General features: G+C 63.6%; 22 protein-coding genes. 6 read left to right on the forward strand and 16 right to left on the reverse strand.

The window, feature by feature from the left end; genetic code table 11:
- Positions 1-96: 96 nt before the first annotated feature.
- Entirely contained in the window at positions 97-1,980 is a 1,884-nt protein-coding gene (locus AC5XE7_RS07080; RefSeq protein WP_495365421.1) for a DEAD/DEAH box helicase, read from the reverse strand.
- A 194-nt stretch (positions 1,981-2,174) separates the two neighbouring features.
- Here AC5XE7_RS07080 and AC5XE7_RS07085 point away from each other — a divergent pair, with 194 nt between their 5' ends.
- Together AC5XE7_RS07085 and AC5XE7_RS07090 are read left to right on the forward strand one after the other, a co-directional pair.
- Positions 2,175-2,309 carry a hypothetical protein gene (locus AC5XE7_RS07085; RefSeq protein ID WP_495365422.1) on the forward strand — a complete coding sequence of 45 codons (135 nt, stop codon included), beginning with the start codon at positions 2,175-2,177 and terminating at the stop codon, positions 2,307-2,309.
- A gap of 116 nt (positions 2,310-2,425) precedes the next feature.
- Positions 2,426-3,460, forward strand: coding sequence for an aspartate-semialdehyde dehydrogenase (locus tag AC5XE7_RS07090; protein WP_495365423.1), 1,035 nt, complete (start codon positions 2,426-2,428; stop codon positions 3,458-3,460).
- A gap of 79 nt (positions 3,461-3,539) precedes the next feature.
- Here the strand turns inward: AC5XE7_RS07090 and AC5XE7_RS07095 are convergent, their stop codons facing one another.
- The 8 genes from AC5XE7_RS07095 to AC5XE7_RS07130 all read right to left on the reverse strand — a co-directional run bounded on the left by AC5XE7_RS07095 (position 3,540) and on the right by AC5XE7_RS07130 (position 14,313).
- Positions 3,540-3,800 (reverse strand): DUF2312 domain-containing protein, encoded by a 261-nt coding sequence (locus AC5XE7_RS07095; RefSeq protein ID WP_183825499.1) that lies wholly within the window; start codon positions 3,798-3,800, stop codon positions 3,540-3,542.
- 141 nt (positions 3,801-3,941) lie between these two features.
- Positions 3,942-7,400 (reverse strand): pyruvate carboxylase, encoded by a 3,459-nt coding sequence (pyc, locus tag AC5XE7_RS07100; RefSeq protein ID WP_495365424.1) that lies wholly within the window; start codon positions 7,398-7,400, stop codon positions 3,942-3,944.
- A 210-nt stretch (positions 7,401-7,610) separates the two neighbouring features.
- Positions 7,611-8,729: a branched-chain amino acid ABC transporter substrate-binding protein gene (locus AC5XE7_RS07105; RefSeq protein WP_239799972.1), complete on the reverse strand. Its 1,119-nt coding sequence runs from the start codon at positions 8,727-8,729 to the stop codon at positions 7,611-7,613.
- 250 nt (positions 8,730-8,979) lie between these two features.
- Positions 8,980-9,336 (reverse strand): DUF6867 family protein, encoded by a 357-nt coding sequence (locus AC5XE7_RS07110; protein WP_183825507.1) that lies wholly within the window; start codon positions 9,334-9,336, stop codon positions 8,980-8,982.
- 296 nt (positions 9,337-9,632) lie between these two features.
- Complete coding sequence (locus AC5XE7_RS07115; protein WP_183825510.1) at positions 9,633-10,361, reverse strand: ABC transporter ATP-binding protein; 729 nt, start codon at positions 10,359-10,361, stop codon at positions 9,633-9,635.
- Positions 10,361-11,842 (reverse strand): ATP-binding cassette domain-containing protein, encoded by a 1,482-nt coding sequence (locus tag AC5XE7_RS07120; RefSeq protein WP_495365425.1) that lies wholly within the window; start codon positions 11,840-11,842, stop codon positions 10,361-10,363. The genes AC5XE7_RS07115 and AC5XE7_RS07120 overlap by 1 nt, the downstream gene beginning before the upstream one ends.
- A complete protein-coding gene (livM, locus tag AC5XE7_RS07125) occupies positions 11,842-13,401 on the reverse strand; it encodes a high-affinity branched-chain amino acid ABC transporter permease LivM (protein ID WP_495365426.1) in 1,560 nt (519 codons plus the stop codon). The genes AC5XE7_RS07120 and livM overlap by 1 nt, the downstream gene beginning before the upstream one ends.
- A 9-nt stretch (positions 13,402-13,410) precedes the next feature.
- A complete protein-coding gene (locus AC5XE7_RS07130) occupies positions 13,411-14,313 on the reverse strand; it encodes a branched-chain amino acid ABC transporter permease (RefSeq protein ID WP_183825519.1) in 903 nt (300 codons plus the stop codon).
- 688 nt (positions 14,314-15,001) lie between these two features.
- Between AC5XE7_RS07130 and AC5XE7_RS07135 the strand changes: the two genes are divergently transcribed.
- Entirely contained in the window at positions 15,002-15,664 is a 663-nt protein-coding gene (locus AC5XE7_RS07135; protein ID WP_495365427.1) for a GntR family transcriptional regulator, read from the forward strand.
- A gap of 118 nt (positions 15,665-15,782) precedes the next feature.
- On the opposite strand, the gene AC5XE7_RS07140 is transcribed toward AC5XE7_RS07135, so the two are convergent.
- Complete coding sequence (locus AC5XE7_RS07140) at positions 15,783-16,259, reverse strand: OsmC family protein (RefSeq protein ID WP_495365428.1); 477 nt, start codon at positions 16,257-16,259, stop codon at positions 15,783-15,785.
- Positions 16,260-16,327: 68 nt separating this feature from the next.
- Here AC5XE7_RS07140 and AC5XE7_RS07145 point away from each other — a divergent pair, with 68 nt between their 5' ends.
- Positions 16,328-16,960 (forward strand): GntR family transcriptional regulator, encoded by a 633-nt coding sequence (locus AC5XE7_RS07145; protein ID WP_495365429.1) that lies wholly within the window; start codon positions 16,328-16,330, stop codon positions 16,958-16,960.
- A gap of 66 nt (positions 16,961-17,026) precedes the next feature.
- On the opposite strand, the gene AC5XE7_RS07150 is transcribed toward AC5XE7_RS07145, so the two are convergent.
- Complete coding sequence (locus AC5XE7_RS07150; protein ID WP_495365430.1) at positions 17,027-18,523, reverse strand: CoA-acylating methylmalonate-semialdehyde dehydrogenase; 1,497 nt, start codon at positions 18,521-18,523, stop codon at positions 17,027-17,029.
- A 178-nt stretch (positions 18,524-18,701) separates the two neighbouring features.
- Here AC5XE7_RS07150 and AC5XE7_RS07155 point away from each other — a divergent pair, with 178 nt between their 5' ends.
- Together AC5XE7_RS07155 and AC5XE7_RS07160 are read left to right on the forward strand one after the other, a co-directional pair.
- A complete protein-coding gene (locus AC5XE7_RS07155; RefSeq protein WP_183825533.1) occupies positions 18,702-19,583 on the forward strand; it encodes a LysR family transcriptional regulator in 882 nt (293 codons plus the stop codon).
- Positions 19,584-19,685: 102 nt separating this feature from the next.
- Positions 19,686-19,994, forward strand: a complete 309-nt coding sequence (locus tag AC5XE7_RS07160; protein ID WP_239801094.1) for a hypothetical protein — start codon at positions 19,686-19,688, stop codon at positions 19,992-19,994.
- A gap of 18 nt (positions 19,995-20,012) precedes the next feature.
- Here the strand turns inward: AC5XE7_RS07160 and AC5XE7_RS07165 are convergent, their stop codons facing one another.
- Genes AC5XE7_RS07165 through AC5XE7_RS07185 form a run of 5 tightly spaced genes read right to left on the reverse strand, consistent with a single transcriptional unit; the run spans position 20,013 to position 25,768 of the window.
- Positions 20,013-21,257, reverse strand: a complete 1,245-nt coding sequence (locus tag AC5XE7_RS07165) for a Gfo/Idh/MocA family protein (protein WP_495365431.1) — start codon at positions 21,255-21,257, stop codon at positions 20,013-20,015.
- A 27-nt stretch (positions 21,258-21,284) separates the two neighbouring features.
- Positions 21,285-22,304, reverse strand: a complete 1,020-nt coding sequence (locus AC5XE7_RS07170) for a LacI family DNA-binding transcriptional regulator (RefSeq protein ID WP_495365432.1) — start codon at positions 22,302-22,304, stop codon at positions 21,285-21,287.
- Between the two features lie 22 nt (positions 22,305-22,326).
- Positions 22,327-23,283: an ABC transporter permease gene (locus AC5XE7_RS07175; protein ID WP_495365433.1), complete on the reverse strand. Its 957-nt coding sequence runs from the start codon at positions 23,281-23,283 to the stop codon at positions 22,327-22,329.
- On the reverse strand, positions 23,280-24,272 hold the full coding sequence (locus tag AC5XE7_RS07180; protein ID WP_495365534.1) for an ABC transporter permease: 993 nt from the start codon (positions 24,270-24,272) through the stop codon (positions 23,280-23,282). Before AC5XE7_RS07180 ends, AC5XE7_RS07175 begins: the two co-directional genes overlap by 4 nt.
- Complete coding sequence (locus AC5XE7_RS07185; RefSeq protein ID WP_495365434.1) at positions 24,272-25,768, reverse strand: sugar ABC transporter ATP-binding protein; 1,497 nt, start codon at positions 25,766-25,768, stop codon at positions 24,272-24,274. The genes AC5XE7_RS07180 and AC5XE7_RS07185 overlap by 1 nt, the downstream gene beginning before the upstream one ends.
- Positions 25,769-25,833 lie beyond the last annotated feature (65 nt).

The raw sequence follows: 25,833 nt of genomic DNA on the forward strand, positions 1-25,833 counted from the left end.
TGCGAACAAAAAAGCCCCGGTCATGCCGGGGCTTTTTTCTTCACGGGCGCAGCGCCCGTCATGATAGCTGACGGGCAAACTGAAGGCGCTGATGCCTCAATCGGATTTCGGCCGCTTCGGCTTCTTTGCCGGCTTTGCAGCGGCGCCCTTCTCGAATTTCGGCTTGGCCGGCTTCTTGCCGCCCCATGGCTTGTCAGCTCCCGGCTTATCGCCCGCCACCTTGTCCGACCACGGCTTGCCACCGGCCTCAGCGAATTTCTTCTTCGCAGGACGCTCGTCATTGCCTTTGTCGTATCCGCCCTTGCCGCGGTGCGGCTTCTTTTCCGTCCGCTGCGGACGATAGGCGCTGCGCGCAAAATCCGGCTCGCCATCCACTGCCTCGACGCGGATGTTGCCCTGAATGGTCATATGCGGCCCCAGCGCTTCGACGAAGGCATCGGCGCTGTCGGCGGAAATCTGGACGAAGGTTTCCTCCGGCTGCATGCGGATGGCCCCGATCTCGCGCTTAGTGAGATTGGCGGTGCGGCACAACATCGGGATCAGCCAGCGCGGCTCGGCATTCTGCTTGCGGCCGACCGACAGCGAGAACCAGACGCTGTCGCCGAAATCGTCCCGCGATTTCGACGGCGTTCCGGCATGGCCACCAGCCTTGCCGGCGGCCGGCAGTGGCCCGCTTTCCGACAGATATTCCGGCGCGGAGCGTCCGGAGCGGCTGAGGCGCAGATAGGCCGCCGCCATCTGCTCTGGACCGAAGCGGTCGAGCAGGGTGGTAACGAAATCGCGCTCACCTTCGCTGACCGGCTCCGACAGAGCCGGATCGACCAGCATGCGCTCATTGTCACGCGCGACAACCTCGTCGGCGGACGGCGGCCGCGCCCATTCGGCCTCGATACGCGCAGCCTGCAGCACACGCTCGCAGCGCCGGCGCGCCGGGTGCGGCACGATCAGCGCGCTGATGCCCTTGCGCCCTGCCCGGCCCGTACGGCCGCTGCGATGCAGCAGCGTGTCGGGATTGGAGGGCAGGTCGGCATGGATCACCAGTTCAAGGCCTGGAAGATCGATGCCGCGCGCCGCCACATCGGTGGCGATGCACACCCGCGCCCGCCCGTCGCGCATGGCCTGCAAGGCATGGGTGCGCTCGTTCTGGCTGAGTTCGCCCGACATGGCGACGACGGAGAAATTGCGGTTGTTCAGCCGGGCGGTGAGATGGTTCACCGCCGCGCGCGTGTTGCAGAACACGATGGCGTTGCGCGCCTCGTAATAACGCAGCACATTGACGATGGCGTTGTCGCGGTCGGCAGGCGTTACCACCAGCGCACGATATTCGATGTCGTGATGCTGCTTGTCTTCACCTGCCGCGGCGATGCGCACGGCATCGCGCTGGTATTCCTTCGCCAGTGTCGCGATGGCACGCGGCACGGTGGCCGAGAACATCAGCGTGCGGCGCTCGACCGGCGACGAACCGAGGATGAATTCCAGATCCTCGCGGAAGCCGAGGTCGAGCATCTCGTCGGCCTCGTCCAGCACCACGGCTGCGAGGCCGGAAATGTCGAGCGCGCCACGGGTGATGTGATCGCGCAGACGGCCGGGCGTGCCGACGACGATATGGGCGCCGCGTTCCAGCGCCCGCCGCTCGGTGCGCATATCCATGCCGCCGACGCAGGTGGCGATCGAAGCGCCCGCGAATTCGTAGAGCCAGACAAGTTCGCGGGCCACCTGCAGGGCAAGCTCGCGGGTCGGAGCGACCACCAGTCCAAGCGGTGCACCCGCCGCCCCGAAGCGCTCGGCCCCGCCAAGCAAGGTCGGAGCCAGCGCCAGCCCGAAGGCCACCGTCTTGCCAGAGCCGGTCTGCGCGGAAACCAGCGCGTCGGACTGCCCCAGTGCCGGATCGAGCACGGCCTTCTGCACGGGCGTCAGTTCGGAATAACCGCGCTTTTCCAGCGCTTCGGCCAGCGCGGGCGCGATACCATCAACCATCATCGTCGTCTTTCGGAATACAGGGCCTGTCGCGGCCTTCACTAAGTGCAAAGCCGGCCTCCTGGGGGCAAACGCCCGCACGGCCGGAAACGAAACTGCGCTGCTCCTACTGCGCAACGCGGCCATTGTACAGAGCGCGCGCAATTGACTCTTGACGCAAAACGCGTAAAAGCGCCACCGAACAGGACGTTTCCACCATGCGCGGCCTTACCATGGCTCTTCTCGCACGCGGTCTTTTCAGCCGCGAGACCCCGGCTCCCGCCGGGCGCATGATCGCGTCGCTGCTTTCGACCAAAACCTCGGCCAAAAAAACGACCGCCACCACGGTCTGACCTCCCTTGGCCTGCTCGCCCTCTCCCCGGGTCCGGCCCGAGGGAGGCGGGACCCGCGAATGGCCGGCGGGTTTCTCCAAGCAAAACAAGCGGAGAGCGACAGGAGATAGATTTCGATGGGCTTCAAGGTTGCGGTTGTCGGCGCCACGGGCAATGTGGGTCGCGAAATGCTCAACATTCTGGAAGAGCGCGGTTTTCCGGTCAGCGAAGTCGTGGCGCTTGCCTCGCGCCGCAGCCAGGGCACCGAAGTGTCCTTCGGCGACAGGACGCTGAAGGTGAAGGCGCTCGAAACCTACGATTTTTCCGACACCGACATCGCCCTGATGTCCGCCGGCGGCAACGTCTCCAAGGAATGGTCGCCGAAGATCGGCAAGCAGGGCTGCGTCGTCATCGATAATTCCTCCGCTTTCCGCACCGATCCGGACGTGCCGCTGATCGTGCCGGAAGTGAACCCCGACGCCATCGAGGGCTTCACGAAGAAGAACATCATCGCCAACCCCAACTGCTCGACGGCTCAGATGCTGGTGGCGCTGAAGCCGCTGCATGATGCAGCGACCATCAGGCGCGTCGTTGTCTCGACCTACCAGTCCGTGTCGGGCGCCGGCAAGGAAGGCATGGACGAACTGTTCACGCAGACCCGCGCCGTGTTCGTGGCCGATCCGGTTGAGGCCAAGAAGTTCACCAAGCGCATTGCTTTCAACGTCATCCCGCACATCGACGTGTTCATGGAAGACGGCACCACCAAGGAAGAATGGAAGATGGTGGCCGAAACCAAGAAGATGCTCGACCCGAAGATCAAGGTCACCGCCACCTGCGTGCGCGTGCCGGTGTTCATCGGCCATTCGGAAGCCGTAAACCTCGAATTCGAAAAGCCGATCACCGCCGACGAGGCCCGCGACATCCTGCGCGAGGCGCCGGGCTGCCTGGTCATCGACAAGCATGAGGACGGCGGCTACATCACGCCGATCGAGAGTGCTGGCGAGGATGCCACCTACATCTCCCGCATCCGCGAGGACTCCACCATCGACAACGGCCTGAACCTGTGGATCGTGTCGGACAATCTGCGCAAGGGCGCGGCCCTCAACACCGTGCAGATCGCCGAACTGCTGGTGGCGCGCGGGCTCATCCAGCCGAAGAAGCAGGCTGCCTAAGCAAGGATACCCTTCAAAAAGAAATCGCCCCGAAGTGCTGCTTCGGGGCGATTTTCTTTTGGGAAGCGGCGGGTTCCGATCACACCATGCCGAGAGCGGCCTTGTAGAGGTCGAGGATCGATTCCTCCTCCTCGCGCTCGGCCTGATCCTTCTTGCGCAGGCGGATGATGGTGCGCATCGCCTTGGTGTCGAAGCCGGTGCCCTTGGCCTCGGCGAACACTTCCTTGATATCGTCGGCGATGGTCTTCTTCTCCTCCTCAAGACGCTCGATGCGCTCGATGAAGGCCCGCAGCTGGCCGGCGGCCACGGTATTGCTGGTTTCGGTGATCTCGTCGGCCATGATGTTCTCCGTATCTTTTCCGGTTGGTGGCGGCGACTCGCAAGCCCGGCCGCAAATTCAGCCCGGTTCGATGCCCGACAGGCTCGGACGGGTCAAGCAGTTTGTGGGGCCCCTCAGGCCCCGCAAACGATCTGCTGACACTCACTCGAAAACGATGAGCAGGTCCTTGGCGTCGATCTGGTCGCCGGGCCGCACCAGAAGCTCGGCCACGGTGCCGTCGCGCTCGGCATGCAGCGCCGTCTCCATCTTCATCGCCTCGATGGATACGAGCACGTCGCCGGCCCTGACGCTCTGCCCGGCCGTCACCGAGACCGTGGAGACCACGCCGGGCATCGGAGCGGCCACATGCGCCTCGTTGCCGGGTTCGGCCTTGCGCCGCGCCCTGGCGGCCGAAGCGCCATGGGCGCGGTCCGGCACCTTCACGCGGCGCGGCTGGCCATTGAGTTCGAAGAACACCGTGACCATGCCGTTTTCATCGACATCACCGACGGCAAGGCAGCGGATCACCAGCGTCTTTCCCTTCTCGATGTCGACGAAAATCTCGTCCTCCGGCTTCATGCCGTAGAAATAGTTCGGCGTCGGCAGCACCGAGACGGGCCCATAGGTTTCCTGTGCGGCGGCGAAGTCGGAGAATACCTTCGGATACATCAGCCACGAGGCGAATTCGGGTTCCGACAGCGTGCGCCCGATCTTCTCCTCGGCCTCCTTCCTGCCAGCAGACAGATCGGCCGCGTCCAGCAGCGAGCCCGGCCGCACGGTGATCGGCCTTGCACCCTTCAGCGCCTTCTTCTGCAGCGCCTGTGGCCAGCCGCCCGGCGACTGGCCGAGATCACCGCGCAGCATCGACACCACGGAATCCGGGAAGGCGATGTCGCGATCCGGGTTCTCGACATCGGCGACGGTCAGATCCTGGCTGACCATCATCAGCGCCATGTCGCCCACCACCTTGGAGGACGGCGTGACCTTGACGATGTCGCCGAACATCAGGTTGACGTCGTGATAGGCCTGCGCCACCTCGTGCCAGCGGGTTTCAAGGCCGAGCGAACGGGCCTGCTCCTTGAGGTTGGTGAACTGGCCGCCCGGCATCTCATGCAGGTAGACTTCCGAGGCAGGTCCCTTGAGGTCGCTCTCGAAGGCCGCATACTGGTTGCGCACGGCCTCCCAGTAGAAGGAGATCTTGCGAATCCACTCCGAATCCAGCCCTGGGTCGCGCTCGCTGCCCTTCAGCGCCTCGACGATGGAGCCGAGGCAGGGCTGCGAGGTGTTGCCGGAAAACGCGTCCATCGCCGCCTCGACGGCATCGACGCCCGCCTCCACCGCCGCCAGCACGGTCGCGGCCGACAGGCCGGATGTGTCGTGCGTGTGGAAATGGATGGGCAGGTCCGTCTCCTCGCGCAGCGCCCTGAACAGAACACGCGCCGCGGCCGGCTTCAGAAGGCCGGCCATGTCCTTGACCGCGATGATGTGCGCGCCCGCCGCCTCAAGCTCCTTGGCGAGCGACACATAATATTTCAGGTCGTATTTGGCGCGGGACGGATCGAGAATGTCGCCCGTGTAGCACATGGCCGCTTCGCACAGCTTGCCCTCTGCGATCACGGCATCCATGGCGACGCGCATGTTCTCGACCCAGTTCAGGCAGTCGAAGACACGGAACAGGTCGACGCCGCCTTGGGCCGCTTGGCTCACGAAATGCTGGACGACATTGTCGGGATAATTGGTGTAGCCGACGCCGTTGGCGCCGCGCAGCAGCATCTGCAGAAGGATGTTGGGGGCCGCCTCGCGGACCAGCGCCAGCCGCTCCCACGGGTCTTCGGTGAGGAAGCGCATGGCGACGTCGAAGGTGGCGCCGCCCCAGCATTCCAGCGACAGGAGCTGCGGCAGGGCGCGCGCATAGGTGCCGGCGATGCGGGCGATGTCATGGGTGCGCACGCGCGTCGCCAGCAGCGACTGGTGGCCGTCGCGCATGGTTGTGTCGGTGATCAGGACCTCTTTCCGGTCACGCATCCATTTCGCAAAGCCTTCCGGCCCGAGCGCATCCAGCCTTTGCCTGGTGCCGTCCGGGATCGGGCCGGTGAACCACGGCACCAGCGGAGCTGCGGCATCCTGCTTCGGCGCCGGCCGGCCGCGCGTCTCGGGATGACCGTTGACGCTGACATCGGCCAGATAGGTGAGCAGCTTGGAAGCGCGGTCCTGCCGCCGCACCTGCGTGAACAGTTCCGGCGTCGTGTCGATGAACCTGGTGGTGTAGGAATTGTCCCGGAATTTCGGATGCGTGATGATGGCTTCGAGGAAGGTGAGATTGGTGGCAACGCCGCGGATGCGGAACTCGCGCAACGCGCGGTGCATGCGGCTCAGCGCCTCCTCAGGCGTGCGTCCAGAGGCCGTGACCTTGACCAGAAGCGGATCGTAGAAGCGGGTGATGATGGCGCCCGAATAAGCCGTGCCGCCATCGAGACGGATGCCGAAGCCGGCGGCCGAGCGATAGCCGGTGATGCGGCCATAGTCAGGAATGAAGTGCTGCTCGGGGTCTTCCGTGGTGATGCGGCACTGAAGGGCGTGGCCCTGCAGGCGGATGTCCTGCTGGGCCGGCACGCCCGATTCCGGCGTGCCGATGGCATGACCGTCGAGAATGTGGATCTGCGCCTTGACGATGTCGATGCCGGTGACCTCTTCCGTCACCGTGTGCTCGACCTGAATGCGCGGATTGACCTCGATGAAGTAGAATTTTCCGGTGTCCGCATCCTGCAGGAACTCGACGGTGCCGGCGCCGATATAGTCGGTCTCATGCGCGATCTTCAGTGCATGGCCGCACAGCTCCTGCCGCAGCTCGTCGCTGAGATAGGGGGCGGGCGCACGTTCCACGACCTTCTGATTGCGGCGCTGGATCGAGCAGTCGCGCTCGAACAGATGTACCGCATTGCCATGGGTGTCGCCCAGAATCTGCACCTCGACATGGCGTGCGCGTTCGATCAGCTTTTCGAGATAGACCTCATCCTTGCCGAAGGCGGCCCTGGCCTCGCGCTTGCCTTCCATGACCTCGCGGGCCAGATCGGCCTCCGAGCGGATGACGCGCATGCCGCGCCCGCCGCCGCCCCATGAGGCCTTGAGCATCAGCGGGTAGCCGATCTCGGCGGCAAGCTTCTTCACCGCCTCGATGTCGTCGGGCAGCGGTTCGGTGGCCGGGATGACCGGCACGCCGACCTCGATGGCGAGGTTGCGCGCATCGACCTTGTTGCCAAGACGGCGCATTGTAGCCGGCTTCGGGCCGATGAAGGTGATGCCGGCCGCCTCGCAGGCTTCGACGAATTCCGGGCTTTCAGAAAGCAGGCCGTAGCCCGGATGGATGGCGTCGGCGCCCGAAAGCTTCGCGACGCGCAGCACTTCTTCGATCGACAGATAGCTTTCAATGGGCCCCAGATCGCGCGCAAGATGCGGTCCGCGCCCGACCTGATAGCTCTCGTCCGCCTTGAACCGGTGCAGGGCATATTTGTCTTCTTCCGCCCAGATGGCCACGGTTTTAAGGCCCAGCTCATTGGCCGCGCGGAACACGCGGATGGCGATTTCAGACCGGTTGGCGACGAGAATCTTCGTGATGGCCAATGGGATACTCCGCTGTCTGGAAGAAGGCGCGCGAATGATTAGCGTGAAAATGCTGCGGCGCAACCGGGAATGACGCGGCGTGAGGCGCTAAATGCCCGAAACAGGCAAAAAGGCCCGGCGCAGGACGCCGGGCCTTTGTTCGTCAGGCGACAAGCCCGCTCCGGTCGCATTTACGCCAGCCGGACGATGCCGTCCGGCTGGCGAAATGCCTTAGTCGAGCTGGAAGTAGTTGTACTTGCCGTCGTCCGCCTTGCGCCATTCGTAGACGACATAGTCGGCGTCGGTGCGGTCGCCCTTTTCGTTGAAGGAGAGTTCGCCCAGAACGGTCTTGAACGGACCCTTTTCCTTGATCGCCTTGGCGACTTCCTGAGGATCGTTCGAGCCGGCAGCCGCAGCAGCCTGCGCGATGATCTGGGTCGAGGCATAGGCATAGAGCGTGTAGGCTTCCGGCTCGAAGCCGGCGGCACGGAACTTCTCCACCACTTCCGCGGCGGCGGGGTTCTTGCGCGGGTCGGGGCCGAAGGTGTTCAGGGTGCCCTGCACCGCGTCGCCGGCAATCGAGGCCAGCTCGTTGGAAACGATACCGTCGCCGGAGAACAGCGGCACCTTCAGGCCCTGATCTGCGGCCTGACGGATGATCAGGCCGGCCTCGGTGTGCAGCCCGCCCCAGTAGATGAGGGTTACGCCGGCTTCCTTCATCTTGGCGATGAGGGCCGAGAAGTCCTTGTCGCCGGCATTGACGCCTTCATAGAGCACCTCAGTCAGGCCGGCTCCGTTGAGTGCTTTCTTGGTCTCGTCGGCAAGGCCCTGTCCGTAAGGGGTCTTGTCGTGGATGACGGCAACCTTGGCGTCCTTGTAGTGCTCCGCGATATAGGCACCGGCAACCTCGCCCTGCTGGTCGTCACGGCCGCAGACGCGGATCGTGTTCCACAGGCCGCGCTCGGTGAAGACCGGATTGGTCGCTGCCGGCGTGACTTCGAGGATGCCGTTTTCGGCATAGACTTCCGACGCCGGGATAGCGACGCCCGAGTTGAAGTGGCCGACGACGAATTTCACGCCATCGGCAACGAACTTGTTGGCAACCGAAATGCCCTGCTTGGGATCGGAGACGTCGTCGCCGATCGACACCTTGATCTGCTCGCCATTGATGCCGCCGGCGGCGTTGATGTCAGCTACCGCCTGCTCGGTACCCCTTTGAATCTGAGCGCCGAAAGCAGCATTCGGACCGGTGATCGGCGCGCCGATGCCCAGCAGCACGTCAGCCCAGGCGGAACCGCTGAACACCAGCAGCGCACCAAGCGATACTGCGGACAAGAGTGACTTCTTCATTTAAACGCTCCCATTTTTTCAGAGTGGGCGACAGTTATACTTTCGTGCGATACCCACCCATCTCGCAGAAAGCCAACCTTGCCTATTTCAAGGCAGTTGTCACGTTGATTCATCTTGCAACGACTTGTCGCCGGAACAATGAAGACAGACGGCCAGCGACAGACATCCTGCATGCTCCGGCCCGGTGCCCTGAAGCGCCGCTTTGCCGGAACCTGCATGGATCTTTGCTGCATCCGCCCGTCCTGTTCGCCTATTGGGCCTGGTCTTTCGAGCGCCAGCTCAGCGGCGATGCCTTTTCATAGAGCCAGCCATATTGCGTCACCATCTGGTTGGTTCGCGTATAGCGATAACCAAGAAAGCCCAGCACCATCAATATGATGGTGTCGACGCCATAATATTGCAGGCTGAACATCGTGCCGTTGAACAGCGCATGATGGATGAAGCGAACGGCAAGCCCCAGCCCAAGCAGATAGAAGAACAGCGCCAGTTGCGGCCGCCAAGTCTGCGCGCAGGCGCGCCCGGTCATCCAGGCCGCCCAGCCACCCAGCAGACAGGTGACGAAGAAGAACTGCCAGATTGAGGGTTCCTCGTAGAGAATGCCCTGCATGATCATGTCTCCGCACTCTGCCGGAGCCCCGCCGGCTCCGGTCGCAGTTCAAACTTCCGGTTTCCGCAGAATGCCGGAGCTCCGGCATTCCGATCCCGGCTCGGAGCATTTCTGATACTCGCAGAAACGCTCCACCCCTTGTTTCTCTCAATTCCGGACCGCAAAACGCTGCGCGCTTCTGCCGGAATTGCCTTAAAGCGCATCGCGATCCAGCAGATCCGCTCCTTACGCTTTAAGTCCCTGTTTTCACGCATGTCTTTGTCCCGAAACCGGTTCCCGCTTTCGGACGACATGCTTTAGTGGCGCCCGCCCTCCAGATAGGCGGCGCGCACCTCCGGATCGGCCAGCAGATCCTTGCCGCTGCCGCTCATCGTCACCTTTCCGTTGACCAGCACGTAACCGCGATGGGCGAGCTTGAGCGCGGCGAAGGCGTTTTGCTCGACCAGAAACACCGTCAGGCCCTCGGTCCGGTTGAGTTCGCGGATCGCATCGAAAATCTGCTTCACGATCAGCGGCGCAAGGCCAAGGGAAGGCTCATCCAGCAGCAGGAGCTTCGGCCGCGCCATCAGTGCGCGCCCGATCGACAGCATCTGCTGTTCGCCACCCGACAGAGTGCCGCCACGCTGAGCGATACGCTCCTTCAGGCGCGGGAACAGGGTAAAGACCTTTTCCACGTCCTCATCGAAATATTTGAGGTTATCGAGGCTGGCACCCATCTGAAGATTTTCCAGCACCGTCATGCGCGGGAAAATGCGGCGGCCTTCCGGCGACTGCGCAATACGCAGCCGTGCGATCTCATGCGTGGGGAGGCGCGTGATATCGGTGCCCGCGAAGATGATGCTGCCCGAACTTGCCCGCGGCGTGCCGAAAATAGTCATCATCAGGGTCGACTTGCCGGCACCATTGGCGCCGATGAGCGCAACGATCTCACCCTGCTGAACGCTGACGTCGACGCCGCCGAGCGCCTGAATATTGCCGTAGAAGGTCTCGACATTCCTGACATCGAGAAGCGGTGCTGTGGACATTATTTGCGCCCTCCGCGCCTGGTTGCCGGTGCGGATGCAGCCTTGCGTGCGAGAACCTTCGCCTGACTGATCCAGTCTTCGCGGGCGATGCGCCCGTCGAAGGCCAGATAGGCTTCAGCGGCGGCGATGTCGGCCTTCTTCCAGGCTGCGATCTGATCGAAATGATAGATGCCGTGGGCGTTGAGCTTCTTCTCGTTGACCGGTCCGATCCCCTTGATCAGCTGGAGATCGTCCGCCTTGCCGCCGCGCGCTGCCGGAAGGCGGTTTGAGATGCCTGCCTCCTTGCCTTTATCGGCAGCCGGGGTCGGCTTTTCACTGGCGGGAGCGGCCTTTGAGGCGGGGCTTGCCTTCGCGGCTTTTGCCGCGCCTGCCGGCTTTGCAGGCGTTGCGGCCTTCGGGGCCGGTTCGGCTTTCGCTTTCGCCGCCTTCGCGGCCGGCTTGCGCGCGGCAGGGCTGCTGACAGCCTGCTGCGGCTTCACCTGAGCGGCCTTGCCGGCGCCCTTCTCGACCGTGACCCGCTCGCCATTGCCATGCACCACGGTATCGTTCACCGGGCCGGCCAGCATGGAGGACGACGCCTCCGGGCCGTGATCGGCATCGGGGCCGGTATCGAGCTGCTCGATGACGTCCTCGTCACCGACCTCGATCAGCACCTCCTCGACCTCCTCGTCGTCAACGCCGAGATAGGCTGCGATGACGCGCGGATCCGTGCGCACCTCTTCCGGCGTGCCGTCGGAAATCTTGCGGCCATATTCCAGCACGACGATATGGTCTGAAATCTCCATGACCACCGACATGTCGTGCTCGATCAGCAGGATCGAGGTGCCGGTATTGGCCTTGATGTCGTTGAGAAGGGCGTTGAGCGCCAGCGACTCCTTCGGGTTGAGGCCTGCAGCCGGCTCGTCGAGGCACAGCAGCTCCGGATCGGTGCACATGGCCCGCGCGATCTCCAGCCGGCGCTGCGCGCCATAGGGCAGGTCGCCGGCAGGATCGTCGGCCCGATCGGTCAGGTCGGCCTTCTCAAGCCAGTGCTTCGCCTTCTCGATCGATTCGGCGGCGGCCTTTGGATAGCCGCCGATGCCCAGCAGCCCCAGAATGGTGTAGCCGGAGGCCTTCATCAGCTTGTTGTGCTGGGCCACGAGCAGATTTTCCAGAACCGTCATGCCCGAGAACAGGCGGATGTTCTGGAAGGTGCGGGCCACCTTGGCCTTCGCCGTGATCTGGAAATCCGGCAGACGCTCAAGCAGGAACTCGTTGCCCTCGCGCCCGGTGAAGCGGATCATGCCTTCGGTCGGCTTGTAGAAGCCGGTGATGCAGTTGAACACGGTGGTCTTGCCGGCCCCGTTGGGGCCGATCAGCGCCGTGATCTCGCCGCGCCTGACGTCGAAGGACAGGTCACCGATGGCCACGAGGCCACCGAACTTCATCGACAGATGCTCGACACGCAGGATCGGCATCTCTGTGGTGATCGTCGCGCTCATCAGCCGTGCCCTTCCTTCGTAAACGAGCCCGAGACGGCTTTGCTCTCCTTCAGGAAGGCTGTCGGCTCGCGACTGCCGACAAACCCGCGCGGTTTCCACACCATGACGATCACCATCGCCGCGCCGAACAGCAGCATGCGATAAAGTTCAGGCGTGAAATCCGGTCCGAAGATCTGCTTGAGGAACTGCATTTCACGCAGGATCTCGGTGCCGCCTACCATGACGGCCGCCGCGACCGCGATGCCGCCGAGCGATCCCATGCCGCCCAGAACCACGATGGCGAGGATGATCGCCGATTCCAGGAAGATGAAGGATTCCGGGCTGACGAACCCCTGCCGCGCAGCGAAGAAGGAGCCGGCGAAGCCGCCGAACATGGCGCCGATGGCGAAGGCGGTGAGCTTGGTGGTGGTGGTGTTGATGCCGAGCGAGCGGCAGGCGATTTCATCCTCGCGCAGCGCTTCCCACGCACGCCCCACGGGCAGGCGGCGCAGGCGGATGGTGACGTAGCCGGTCAGCAAGCACAGCGCCAGGATCAGGTAATAGAGGAAGATCTTGTAGTAGGACCCCGACTGGGCGATGCCGAGCACCTTCGAGATGTAGTTCGGGTCGGAGACGTTGAACGAGATCAGGCCGAAGAAGCTGACCTTCGGGATGCCGGAAATGCCGGCCGCGCCATTGGTCACTTCACGCCAGTTGATCAGCACCAGGCGGATGATTTCGCCGAAGGCCAGCGTGACGATGGCCAGATAGTCGCCGCGCAGGCGCAGCACCGGAAAGCCGAGGATGATGCCCCACATCGCCGCCATGGCTCCGGCCGCCGGAAGCAGGATCCAGAACGACCAGCCGAACTGGGTGCCGAGCAGCGCATAGGAATAGGCGCCGACCGCGTAGAAGGCGACATAGCCGAGATCGAGCAGGCCGGCGAGGCCGACGACGATGTTCAGGCCCCAAGCCAGCATCACATAGATGAGGATCTGGATGCCGAAATTATCGACCCATTTCAGCGAGCCCTGGAAGCCAAACAGCGACACCATCACGACGGGATAGAGCACCAGCAGGATGAAGCCGAGCAAATAGGAATAGGTGCTGATGAAATTGCGGAAGTAGAAGATGCCCCACGCGATCACGAAGATGATCGCCGCAGCGCGCAGCAGACCCACATAGGCGCCCCAGTAAGGGCCGACGGCCTCCTGGATGGCATTGCCGAACAGGAGCAGCGCACCGGCCACAACCACGCCGATGATCAGATTGCGCTTGCTGAACACGCGCAGCGCAACACTGGTGGGCAGAAGGCCGGTTTTCACATCGACCGTCTTCTGCGATGCGAGGAACGGCATCAGATAGACGACCTGAAGGAAGCGCACGACAGCAGCCAGCACCACCACGGTCGCCAGAAGGCCCCAGCGCGTCACCAGCACCAGTTCGTTGTGAATGTTCTGTTCGGTCTTCACGCCAATGAACAGCACGAACATGAAGAAGGCGATCACCGCTGCATAGACAGCTTCGCGCAGCCCGGCAGCGATGTTGGCGCTGCCAGCGGAGTTTTTCGTTTCAGCCATGGCCATGGGTCAGACCTTTTCGACTTCTGGCCGGCCGAGAATGCCGGAGGGCATGAAGATGAGCACGATGGCAAGGATCGAGAAGGCCGCGACGTCCTTGTAGTCGATGGAGAAATAGGCCGACCAGATGCTCTCGATGAAGCCGATGGCGAGGCCGCCGATCACGGCGCCCGGAATGGAGCCGATCCCGCCGAGCACTGCCGCGGTAAATGCCTTAACACCAGGCACGAAACCATCCGAGAAGACCACCACGCCGTAATACATCAGGAACAGGGTACCAGCGACGGCCGCGAGCGAAGCGCCGATGATGAAGGTGATTGAAATGGTGCGGTCGACATTGACGCCCAGAAGCGCCGCCATCTTGCGGTCCTGCTCACAGGCACGCTGGGCGCGGCCCAGAGCGGTCTTGTTGACGACATACCAGAAGATGACCAGCAGCAAGGCTGTAACCACGACGATTATGATCTGCTTGAGCGAGATCGAGATGCCATAGACATTGTAGACTTGGCTGACCATGGGAGGGATCGGCTTGTTGCGCGGACCCTGCGTGACCTGCACGAAGTTCGACAGCACGATCGACATGCCGATGGCGGTGATCAGCGGCGCCAGACGGAAAGAACCGCGCAACGGCCGGTAGGCGATCTTTTCGATCACCCAGTTGTAAAGGCTGACCAGCAGCATCGAGACGATCATCATGATCAGAAGCGCGGCAACGACCGGCACCGAATAGAACATGGCACCAAGGATCAGGAACACGATCAGAGCCGTGAAAGCACCGACCATGAAGATATCGCCATGTGCGAAGTTGATCATGCCGATGATGCCATAGACCATCGTGTAGCCGATGGCGATGAGGCCATAAATCGATCCCAGCGTCAGCCCGTTGATAAGCTGCTGGATGAAATATTGCATATTATGCCGCTCCCCTGGAATGTCGCCGGCTCGGGCGCATTCCTTTTCGTAGTTCCCCTAGTGGTACGGTTTCAAGTCCGGATTGCAACTCCAAATTTTGTTCTTTTACGCGACTTTGGGATGAGATCGGCCCCTTATCGCGGGAGGTGCATCCTGTTGGCAGGTCAGGGCGGAACCTATCATCGGACCAACGCAATGTCATTGACGTTTTGGGCGCACTTTCAGCTTTATGGGAAAGGAATCCGCTTCATGGGAGTAAATAATAGGTGATTCTTGCAAATCTCAGAAGCGACAGTCCCATCCGCAAATGCCGGCCGGCGCCATCACGCAGACCTGATCACAATTCCGCTACGGAAGAATTGACGTCATTTTTCTTGTCCGGACCAGCACCGATACTTGGAGGCGGCGCAGATCGGGATGACAGGCCCTCCGCAGACGCTTTTTGCCCTCGCGCCCAGAAACCCCGCCCCCAGCCTGCCCCGCACGCACTTTCCAACTTTCGGCAAACTGGGTGAAGCAGAACGACGCTCCGGCCCTGCAGGATTACATCGCCGTTCTCACCTGCGCGCGATCTCTGAAAAACCATGCATCCTCTTGTTCTTCCAGTGAGATACGACAGATATATCTGTGGACGACGCGGGCGGTCTGCAGAATGAACTGGTGATATATGATTTCGCGCAGCATGGAGATGCGCGTGATATCCGAACCTTTCGACAGCTCAGTTCCCGCCACCACCAGAGCCTTCAACGCGCTGGAGCGGATGGTCGTCACTCTCGAACTGGCGCCCGGAAGCTTCGTCACCGAAAGCGCGCTGATCCAGAAAACCGGCCTCGGCCGCACGCCCGTTCGCGAAGCCGTTCAGCGGCTGGCGTGGGATGGGCTTCTGGAGATCAGGCCCCGCGCCGGCATCACGGTCACGCCACTTTATGGCAGCGACTGGCTGCGCATCATCGACGCGCGGCGCGGCATCGAAAAACTGCTCGCCCGATCGGCGGCACGCTTCGTCACCCGCGAAATCGCCGGGAGGTTCCATGAGGCTGCCCTTGCCATCCAGCAGGCCGTTCTGGCCACCGATGTCGTTGCCTTCCTCGCTGCTGACAAGGCGATCAACGAAGCGCTCGCAACCGCCGCAGACAACATGTTCGCATCCCGTGCAGCGGCAGCCCTGCAATCGCATAGTCGCCGCTGCTGGTTCCGCTTCCGCGCGCATGTGGGAATGGCCGACTGCGCCGCACTGCATGTGGCGCTGATCCAGTCAGTGCTTGAGGGTGACGAGAACGACGCCGCCGTCAATGCCGACAAGCTGATGGATTTCCTGCGCGGCATGGCCGAGGATGCCGCCACCCGGTAGGTCTCCCGACAGCAGGACGGAAAGAGCAGCCTGCCCTGCGCGCCGGTTGACCGGAAGTCGCTGACCGGAAGTCTCGTCTGCGCCCCGTCCTCACCAATCAGCCACGGACGCTCGCAACCTATGCCTGCACCGTGATCTCGGGCTCGTTCCCCACCGGGAAATTGACAGATCGGGCAATGAAGCACATGGCGTGCGCCTTGTGGTGCAGGGCGGCGGCAACATCCGGGTCGGACTGAGCATCGATCACGATCTTCGGACGCAGCATCACCGACGTGAACTGACCGGCGCCATCGGCCTCCTCCACCATCTCGCCCAGCGCATCATCCTCATAGGAGAGCACGGTTACGCCCGCCTGCGCGCAAAGCCCGAGATACCAGAGCTTGTGGCAGGCGGAGAGCGAGGCCACGAGAAGATCTTCCGGGTTCCACCGGGCCGGATCTCCCCGGAAAGCCGGATCTGACGAACCCGCGATCGCCGGCTTTGCACCCGCAGTTACTTCATGATTGCGGCTGTAGCCGCGATACGAGCCGGTTCCCGTTCCCTCATTTCCCGTCCATGTCACGTTGACTTCGTACCTGTGCAGCTTCCCATCCACGATCAATCTCCAGATTGGATACATGTTTACATGTGTTCATGTATCAGCGCCTGTGATATGTGGCAACCATGCTCAGATCGAACACGACCTCCGACCTCATCGCCGACCAGCTGAACGCAGAGATCATGCGCGGAGACATCAGGCCCGGCGCACCGTTGCGGCAGGAGGATCTTGCCACGCGTTTTGGCGTCAGCCGCATCCCCGTGCGCGAAGCTTTGCGCCGTCTGGAGCGCGACGGGCTGGTTGCCGTCTTTCCCAATCGCGGTGCCTTCGTCATCGAGGTGACGGCGCAGGATATCCGCGAGATTACTCACATGCGCATTCTGGTGGAGTGCGATCTGATCGAACGCGCGGCAAGCCTTCATGACCAAAGCGACATGGAAGCCCTTGGCGAAGCGCTTGAGCTTGCCGAGCGCACCGCCGCCGCCCCGGATTGGATCAGGACCGACCGCGCCTTTCACATGCAGCTTTACAAGCCGGCCGTTGCACCGCGCCAGATCCGGCTCGCCATGTCGCTGCGCACCGAGGTCGAACGCTGCAACGCCCTCTACGATCAGCTGCCGGGGGCCAGAGATGAATGGCTCACAGATCACCGGCAAATGTTCGACGCCTATGCGAGGCGCGATGCCGGCCATGCCGCAGAATTGCTGCGCGGGCACATTCAGCGGGCCGGCGATTTCCTCGTCCGCTGCCTGAGCTGAGATCAGCCCCGAACGAAAAAAGCCGCCGGATGATCCGACGGCTTTTTTTGTGATGGAAACGAAGCGTTACTTCATCAGGGGCATCGAGAACTCGGCACCCTCCTTGACGCCGGACGGCCAGCGCGAGGTGACGGTCTTGGTCTTGGTGTAGAAGCGCACCGCATCCGGGCCGTACTGGTTGAGGTCGCCGAAGCCGGACTTCTTCCAGCCGCCGAAGGTGTAGTAGGATACCGGCACCGGGATCGGCACGTTGATGCCGACCATGCCGACATTGACGCGGGACGCGAATTCGCGGGCCGCATCGCCGTCGCGGGTGAAGATGGCGACGCCGTTGCCATATTCATGCTCGGAAGGCAGGCGCACCGCTTCCTCGAAATCATGCGCGCGCACCACCGAGAGAACCGGCCCGAAGATCTCTTCCTTGTAGATGCGCATGTCGGGCGTGACGTTGTCGAACAGGCAGCCGCCGAGATAGAAGCCGTCCTCATAGCCCTGCATCTTGAAGCTGCGGCCATCGACCACCAGCTTGGCGCCTTCCTCGACGCCGAGGTCGACATAGCCGCGCACGCGCTCCAGCGCCTGCTTGGTCACCAGCGGACCGAAATCGGCGCTCGGATCGGTCGAAGGGCCGATCTTGAGGCTTTCCACGCGCGGGATCAGCTTTTCCATCAGCTTGTTGGCGGTTGCCTCGCCAACCGGAACAGCCACAGAAACGGCCATGCAGCGCTCGCCCGCCGCACCGTAGCCGGCGCCCACCAGCGCATCGACCGTCTGGTCCATGTCGGCGTCGGGCATGATGATCATGTGGTTCTTGGCGCCGCCGAAGCACTGCACGCGCTTGCCGTTGGCGCAGCCACGGGAATAGATGTACTGCGCGATCGACGACGAGCCGACGAAGCCGATGGCGGAAATGTCGTCATGATCGAGAATGGCGTCGACCGATTCCTTGTCGCCGTTGACGACGTTGAGGATGCCGGCAGGCAGGCCCGCCTCGATCATCAGCTCGGCAAGACGCATCGGCACGCCCGGATCGCGCTCCGAGGGCTTGAGGATGAAGGCATTGCCGCAGGCGATGGCCGGGCCGAATTTCCACATTGGGATCATGGCCGGGAAGTTGAACGGGGTGATGCCGGCGACCACGCCGAGCGGCTGGCGCATGGAATAGAGGTCGATGCCGGGGCCCGCGCCCTCGGTGTACTCGCCCTTCATCAGATGCGGCACGCCCAGCATGAACTCGATCACCTCGACACCGCGCTGGATGTCGCCCTTGGCGTCGGGAATGGTCTTGCCGTGCTCGCGGGCCAGCAGCTCGGCCAGCTCGTCATTGTCGCGGGCGACGAGTTCGAGGAACTTCGACAGCACGCGTGCGCGGCGCTGCGGGTTGGTGGCAGCCCAGGCAGGCTGCGCTGCCTTTGCCGAAGCGACGGCGGCATCGAGTTCGCCCTTGGTGGCCAGCGCCACCTTCGCACGCACCGAACCGTCGAGCGGCTGGAACACGTCCGCCGTGCGGCCGGAAGCGCCCTTTACATGCTTGCCGTCGATGAAATGACCGTATTCAATCATCGTCTCTCTCCCTGATGGATGCCAGAATTTGCAGTGGGCCTGATTGTTCACCGTCCCGACAAGCTTGGCAATGCGAGTGGAAACGCATCCGTTGTGCAAATTTACGATAACGAATTCGCATCGCGCTTCATTTGGTGCATAGTAAGGCTTGCCGCTGGTCCAGCGGGAGGAGAGCCATATGAACTGGGACGACGTACGCATCTTTCTGGCCGTGGCGCGGTCGGGACAGATTCTCGGTGCAGCGCGGCGGCTGGAGCTGAACCACGCAACGGTCTCGCGCCGCATCGGTGCGCTTGAGGAGGCGTTGCGCGCCAAGCTGTTTCGCCGTCTCACCACGGGCAGCGAGCTGACGCCGGCCGGCGAGCGGTTTCTCGAAATCGCCGAACGCATGGAAGCCGACGTGATCGCCGCGCGTTCAGCCGTCGCCGATGAGGACGAAGACATTTCCGGCTCGGTCCGCATCGGGGCACCAGATGGCTTTGGCGTCGCTTTCCTCGCCAGACATCTAGGCGAACTGACGCGCCAGCACCGCGACCTGACCATCCAGCTCGTGCCGGTGCCGCGCTCCTTCTCGCTGTCGCGGCGCGAGGCCGACATCGCCATCACCGTCGAGCGGCCGCAGGAAGGCCGGCTGGTGGCGGGAAAGCTGGTTGACTACACGCTGGGTCTCTTCGCCTCGCGCGACTATGTCCGCGAACACGGATTGCCGCAAAATCCCTCCGAACTGCCGCAGCATGCGCTGATCGGCTATGTGCGGGACCTGATCGTCAGCCCCTCGCTCGACTATGAGGCCGAGTTCAGCCCGGACTGGCGTTCAGCCTTCGCCATTTCCTCCGCGCTCGGCCAGGCGGAAGCGGTGCGCGCTGGCGCCGGCATCGGCATCCTGCACACATTCATCGCCCGCTCCATGCCGGAACTGGTGCCGGTCGAGGCGATCCCCCCCATTCGCCGTTCCTACTGGCTGGTCTATCACGAAACGGTGCGGCCGTTGCGCCGCGTGCAGGCGGCGGCAAGTTTCATCACGCGCGTCGTGGAACGCGAACGGGCCCTGTTTTGCTGAGCCCGACGCTTCCGGAACAAATATAATCTTGATTGTTTTTATCCACTTTAATATGAAGGCTGCCGGGATCGGATAAAAGCGGAGTTGCGTGTCTTGACCAACATGGCGGAAATCGAGCGGCGTCAGGATGAGGCGCAGGAGCACCTGCGCATGACGCTCATGAACGAATTCTGTCGAATCATGGGCCGCAGCGGCCTGCCGCCGATGGCTGTCATGCGTCTTGCCGCGCGCGCCGTTGGCGACGTTTACCGCGAGGTCGCCGACAGCCATTCCGGGCCGAACGCCTGCCCCTGCAACTGGCGGCCGGATGAGCGCGCCGACACCGACATGCTGTGCACCGCGCTGATGGCGGCGATCCGCTTCAGGCCGGTGGCGGACCTGCGCACCATGCGCATTGCCGGTTCGGCCTGAAGCCTTTCCCTCGTTTCCTTACGCGCCGCGCCGCGCAACGACCGGCACGTAATCTTCCAGTTCGGGAGCCGGGAAGCGCACCGTCTCGCCGGTTTCGGCCGAGCGGTAGAGCCCCATCAGCATCTCCACCACGCCCAGCCCGTCCTCGAAGGTTTCCAGCGGCGTCTCGCCCTTGCGGAAGCATTCCACCATGTGGCGGTTCTCGTCCGTGTAACCATAGACGCCCGGCTCGTCCTCCAGCACCGGCATCAGTCCCTGCTCGGCATTCTGCTTCTCGACGAGATCCTCGCCTTCCGAGCCCTTCACCTCGCGCGACATGAACACCTTCAGTCCGGTCGAAAGCGAGTTGAACTCCATGGCATATTCCGGCCCCAGCAGTTCGAGCTGGATGCGCAGGCCGGCCCCTACATAGGCCCATGAGGTGGTCGCCTCGATCACCAGCTCGTTGCCGTCCTCGTCCTCCAGCGTGATGGTGCCGCGCGCGAAATCCTCCGAGGGCCGGTTGCGGTAATCGACTTCCGCGCCGAAGCGGGCCCGCAGCTGGTCGGCATAATGCGGCCGGGTCCATTTCAGATTGGCGACCGTACCGTTGACCGATTTGATGGTGAGCGAGCTGCGCGGCGCGCCGGGTGCAGTCAGCAGATGGCGCGCGACCTCGACCGAATGGCACATCATGTCGGAGAGCACGCCGCCGCCCTGCTTGTCGCCCTGCCAGAACCACGGCTCATGCGGGCCGGCATGCTCCTCCGCCGCGCGGGCCAGATAGGGCCGCCCGGTGGTGGAAGCGGCGCGTCGCCAGATGATCTCCTTGCCGCGCAGCACCGGCGTCGAAAACACCTGATTTTCCAGATAGCCGTGATTGAGCCCGGCATCTTTTGCCAGCGACAGCATTTCGCGCGCCTCGCGCACGGTGCGCGCCAGCGGCTTCTCGCAGGCAACGGCGAAGACCTTGCTGCGCCCCGCCTTCACCTCGGCATGGATGGTGCGCATGATGTCGAGGCGCGTGTGATTGGGCGACAGGATCCAGATGGCGTCGACATCGCCGGCGCGCAGCATCGATTCAAGGCTGTCATGGCTGGTGCAGGCGCCAAGCCCCAGTTCCGTAACCTGATCGACGAAGCGCTGGCGGTTGTCGGCGCTGCGACTGTAAACGCCCGTCACCTCGACATTGCGCACGCCAAGCATCGACTTCAGGTGGAAATGGGCAATGAAGCCGCTGCCGACGAAACCGACCCGCAGCGTGGCTTTCGGAAACTCCGTCATGGTCGCTCCTTTCAGGAAATGCGTTGTTCAGGACATTTTGGGCGCGGCGGTGGTGCCGCGCACTTTCAGCGTGGTGGGCAGGATCACCGGCTCTTTGGGCGCAGACCCGCCGCCGAACATGTCGAGCAGCATGCCCATGGCCCGCCGGCCGATCTCGGCGCGCGGCTGCGCCACCGTGGTCAGCGGCGGGGAGAAGGCTTCGCTCAGATAGAGATCGTCGAAGCCGACCACGGAAACGTCGCCCGGCACGTCGCGCCCCATCCGGCGCAATTCGTGGATGGCGCCGAAGGCCATCTCGTCATTGGCCAGAAAGATCGCGGTCGGCGGCACAGGCAACGCCATCAGCCGGCGGCAGGCATCGCGGCCCGATTGCAGCAGGTAATCGCCGCGCTGCTCATAACCTTCCGGGATCGACAGGCCGGCTTCATGCATCGCAGCGCGATAGCCGTCGCGGCGGCGGATGCTCATCACCTCCGGCACAGGCCCGCAGACATGGGCGATACGGGCATGGCCCAGCCCGACAAGATGCGCGATCGCCTGCCGGGCGGCAGCGGCATTGTCGATCTGCACATGCGGAAAATCCACATCCTCGATCATTTCCAGCGCCACCACGACCGGCAGGTTCGGCGACAGGCGGCGGCGAAATTCCGGCGTCGAGGGCAGCGAGCCGGTCATCAGGATCATGCCGTCGGCATGGCCGTCGCGCAGCATGTCGAAATATTCGCTTTCGCGCCCCGGATCGTTCTCGGCATTGCCCATCAGAACGGCATAACCGGCGGCGCGCGCCGCCGCCTCCACGCCCTTGACCACGTCGAGATAGAACGGGTTGCCGATGTCGCGCACCACCAGAAGCACTGCCATGGAACGGCGGGTGCGCAGATTGCGCGCGCTGACATTGGGCCGGTAGTCGAGCGCGCTCGCCGCCTCGCGAATGCGCGTCAGCGTCGGCTCAGCGACGAGCCCGGTATCGGCCAGCGCCCGCGACACGGTGGCCGGCGAGACGCCGAGACGCTCGGCAATGTCCTTGATCTTCGGGCGCCTTGTCATGGGTTTCGTCACGCCCGCCCCATTACGCGCGCATCGAGCGGCCGCGGCCGTAGAACAGCATCAGCACCAGAAGCGTCGCCCCGAACACCATCTGGCGGCCGGATTCGTCGATGTTAACGGTGGTGAGGATGCTTTGCAGGATGACCAGCAGGAACGCGCCGGCCATGGTGCCGGTATAGCCGCCTTTGCCGCCCGACAGCGGCGTGCCGCCGAACACCACGGCGATAATCGAGGCCAGCATATATTGCTCGCCGACATTGGCGAAGGACGAGCCCGAATAGCCGAGCAGGCAGATGCCGGCGATCGCCGCGAATACGCCCGACAGCACGAACAGGGCAATGCGGATCACCTTCACCGGCACGCCGGCCATGAACGCCGCCTGCTCGTTGGAGCCGATGGCATAGATGCGATGGCCGAAGACGGTGCGGCTGAGCAGGAAGGCCATGACGAGGCCGATGGCCACCCACAGCCACAATATGCCCGGCAGGCCGAGCAGGAAGTCGCGCGATACGAAATCGGCCAGCGCCGGGGCGGCGCGCCCCGAGGGGATGCCCTGCCGCACCACAACCAGCAGGCCCTGCAACACACCCAGCATGCCGAGCGTCATGACCAGAGGCGGGATGCGCAGCAAGGTCACGCCGATGCCGTTGATCAGGCCGAAGAAAGCGCCGGTTAAGATGCAGGCGAGGATGGCCAGCGGAATGCCGCCATTTTCGCCCGCCATCAGATTGCCGGCGATGATGGCGCTGAGCGACACCACGCCGCCGACCGACAGGTCGATGCCCTCGCGTCCGCCGAGGATGACGAGGTTCTGGCCGGCCGCGACGATGCCGAGAAGGGCCGCTACGATCAGCAGGCGCAATATCTGCTGGCCGGACGCGAAGCCCGGCGACAGCGTCTCGCCCAGCCACAGAAGGGCTGCGATCAGGATCAGGGCCACCACCAGTGGCTGCCTGAGGAAGGTGGTCATGCTGCTCATGCCCGCGCCCTCCGCCCGACCAGCACGCCGGTCATCAGCGCCAGCAGGATGGCGGCGCCCTGAACGAGGTTCTGCCATTCCGAGGGCGTACCGACGAAGAACACCAGCGAGTTGATGAAGCCTATGATCAGCGCGCCGATGACCGAGCCGACGACGGTACCGTAGCCGCCGGACAGCGCGCTGCCGCCCAGAACGACGGCGGCGATGGAGAACAGCGTCATCTTGCCGCCGACCAGCGGATCGCCGCTCGCCGTGTCACCGGTGATGCAGAAGGCGGCGAGTGCCGCGAACACGCCGCACAGCGCATAGCCGCCCATGCGGATGCGAGTGACCGGCAGGCCGCTCTGGAACGCCTCCTGCTGACCGTCGCCGACCGCAAGAAGGCGCAGCGACAGGCGCGTGCGCACCAGCACCACAAGCAGGATCGCGAACAGCACCGCCATGTAGAAGACGAAGGGAATTTCGAGAATGCGCCCGCCATAGGTGCGCCAGAAGGCGGTGGGTGCCGGCGTTCCCGCCACCGGCTGGATGTAGAGCGCGAGCCCGGTGAAGAAGATCGAGGTGGCGAAGGTGGCGACGATGGCCTGCAAGCGAAGTGCGGCCACCACGAGGCCGTTGACGATGCCGCAGGCGAGCCCGGTCGCCAGCCCGATGGCGAGCGCGGCAAAGATGGTGACACCGTCCCCGCCCCATTGCGCCATGACGCCGACGATGACGACATTGACCAGCGACACGATCGCGCCTGCCGAAAGATCGATGTCGCCGGCATAAATGACATAGGTCTGGGCGACAGCCAGAAGCATCAGCGCCAGATAGGTTTTGATCTGCCCGGTCATGCCCACCAGCGACACGCTGCGCGGCTGGAACCAGCCATTTAGCGCGATCAGCACCAGAAGAATGATCAGGGCCGGCAGGAACGGATAGCGCTCGAACGCGCGCTTGACGGCGCTGCTGCTGCGGGAACGGGCGGGTGCCTCGATGCTTGCCATCATGCAGCCTCGTATGCGGCCTGGTAGAGGTTGAAGCGGGTGCGCTCCGCGCCGGTCAGCTCGCGCCGGACCGAGCCTCCGTTGAACACGAGGATGCGGTCGGCATTGTCGAGCAGCTCGGCGTCCTCGGATGCATAGAGCACGATGCCCATGCCTTCCGCGGCCAGCTTTCGGATCAGCGTGAACAGGTCCGTCTTGGCGGAGAGATCGATACCCTTGGTGGGATCGTCGAGCAGAAGCACGGCCGGGCGGTCGATGAGCCAGCGCGCGATCACCACCTTCTGCTGGTTGCCACCGGAAAGCGACGAGATCGGATGGCCGAGGCCCGCGAATTTGGTCCTCAGCGCCTGCAAAGCGGGCAATGCCTTCGCCGCCAGCGCGGAAGGATTGGCCAGCACCATGCGTTCGCGCAGGTAATGGATCGGCATAACGTTTTCGAGGATCGGACGGCCCGTCACCACGCCGTCGCGCGAGCGGTCGCCCGACACATAGGCGACGCCCTGCCGGATGGTCTCGCGCGGGTTCTTCGGGTGGAGCGGCTTGCCGCCGAGTTCGACATGGCCCGAGGCCGGCGGGTTCGCGCCGAACAGCGCGCGCAGCACCGCCGACTGGCCCTGCCCGTGCAAGCCGCCAAAGCCGAGGATTTCACCGGCACGCACCTCGAAGCTGACATCCGAGAAGCCGGCACCGGAGAGATTTCTCACCGACAGCACCGAAGCCGCGCCAGCCCGGGCAGGGGCGGCTTCGGCAGGCGCTGCCGCTTCTTCCTGCGCGCCCACCATCAGCGAGATGATCTCTGCCGGTGTGGTGTCCGCGATCTGGCGGGTGCCGACGATCTCGCCGTCGCGGATGACCGTGGCCCGGTCGCCGATCGCAAAGATCTCGTCCATGCGGTGCGAGATGAAGATGATGGAGCGGCCTTCGCGCTTCAGGTCGCGCAGGATCTCGAAGAAGCGCTCGACCTGCGCCCGGTCGAGCGCCGAGGTCGCCTCGTCGAAGATGAGCACCGACGCCTCGCCGGCCAGCGTCTTCATGATCTCGACGAGCTGGCGCTGATCGGCGCGCAGATCCTGCACCACCGCATCCAGTGAAAAGCCCTCGCCGGTCACACCCTCGAACAGCGCGGCATATTTCGCAGCCAGTGCTTCCAGCGCCTTGCGGTCCACGAAGGCTCCGCGCGACGGCAGGTCGGCAAGGCAGATGTTCTCAGCCACCGTGCGGTGCGCGGCCAGCGACAGTTCCTGATAGAAGATGGCGATGCCGAGCGCCCGCGCCGCCTGCGGCCCGCTGATGGTAACCGGCTTTCCGTCGAGAACGATCTCGCCCGTATCGGGCCGCACGGAGCCGGCGACGATCTTGGACAGCGTGCTCTTGCCGGAGCCGTTGGAGCCCATCAGCACATGCACCTCGCCGGCCCCGATGTCGAGATCGGCATGGCGAAGCGCCTTCGTCGCGCCATAGCTCTTGGCGACGCTCTTGAGTTGCAGCCTGCTCATGGTCCTGCCGTCATCATCCGGTGGCGGGGACAAGCCCCGCCTGCCGTTTCCGGAACGGTTCCGCC

The sequence above is a fragment of the Aquamicrobium sp. YD-1-mutant5 genome (assembly GCF_059509755.1).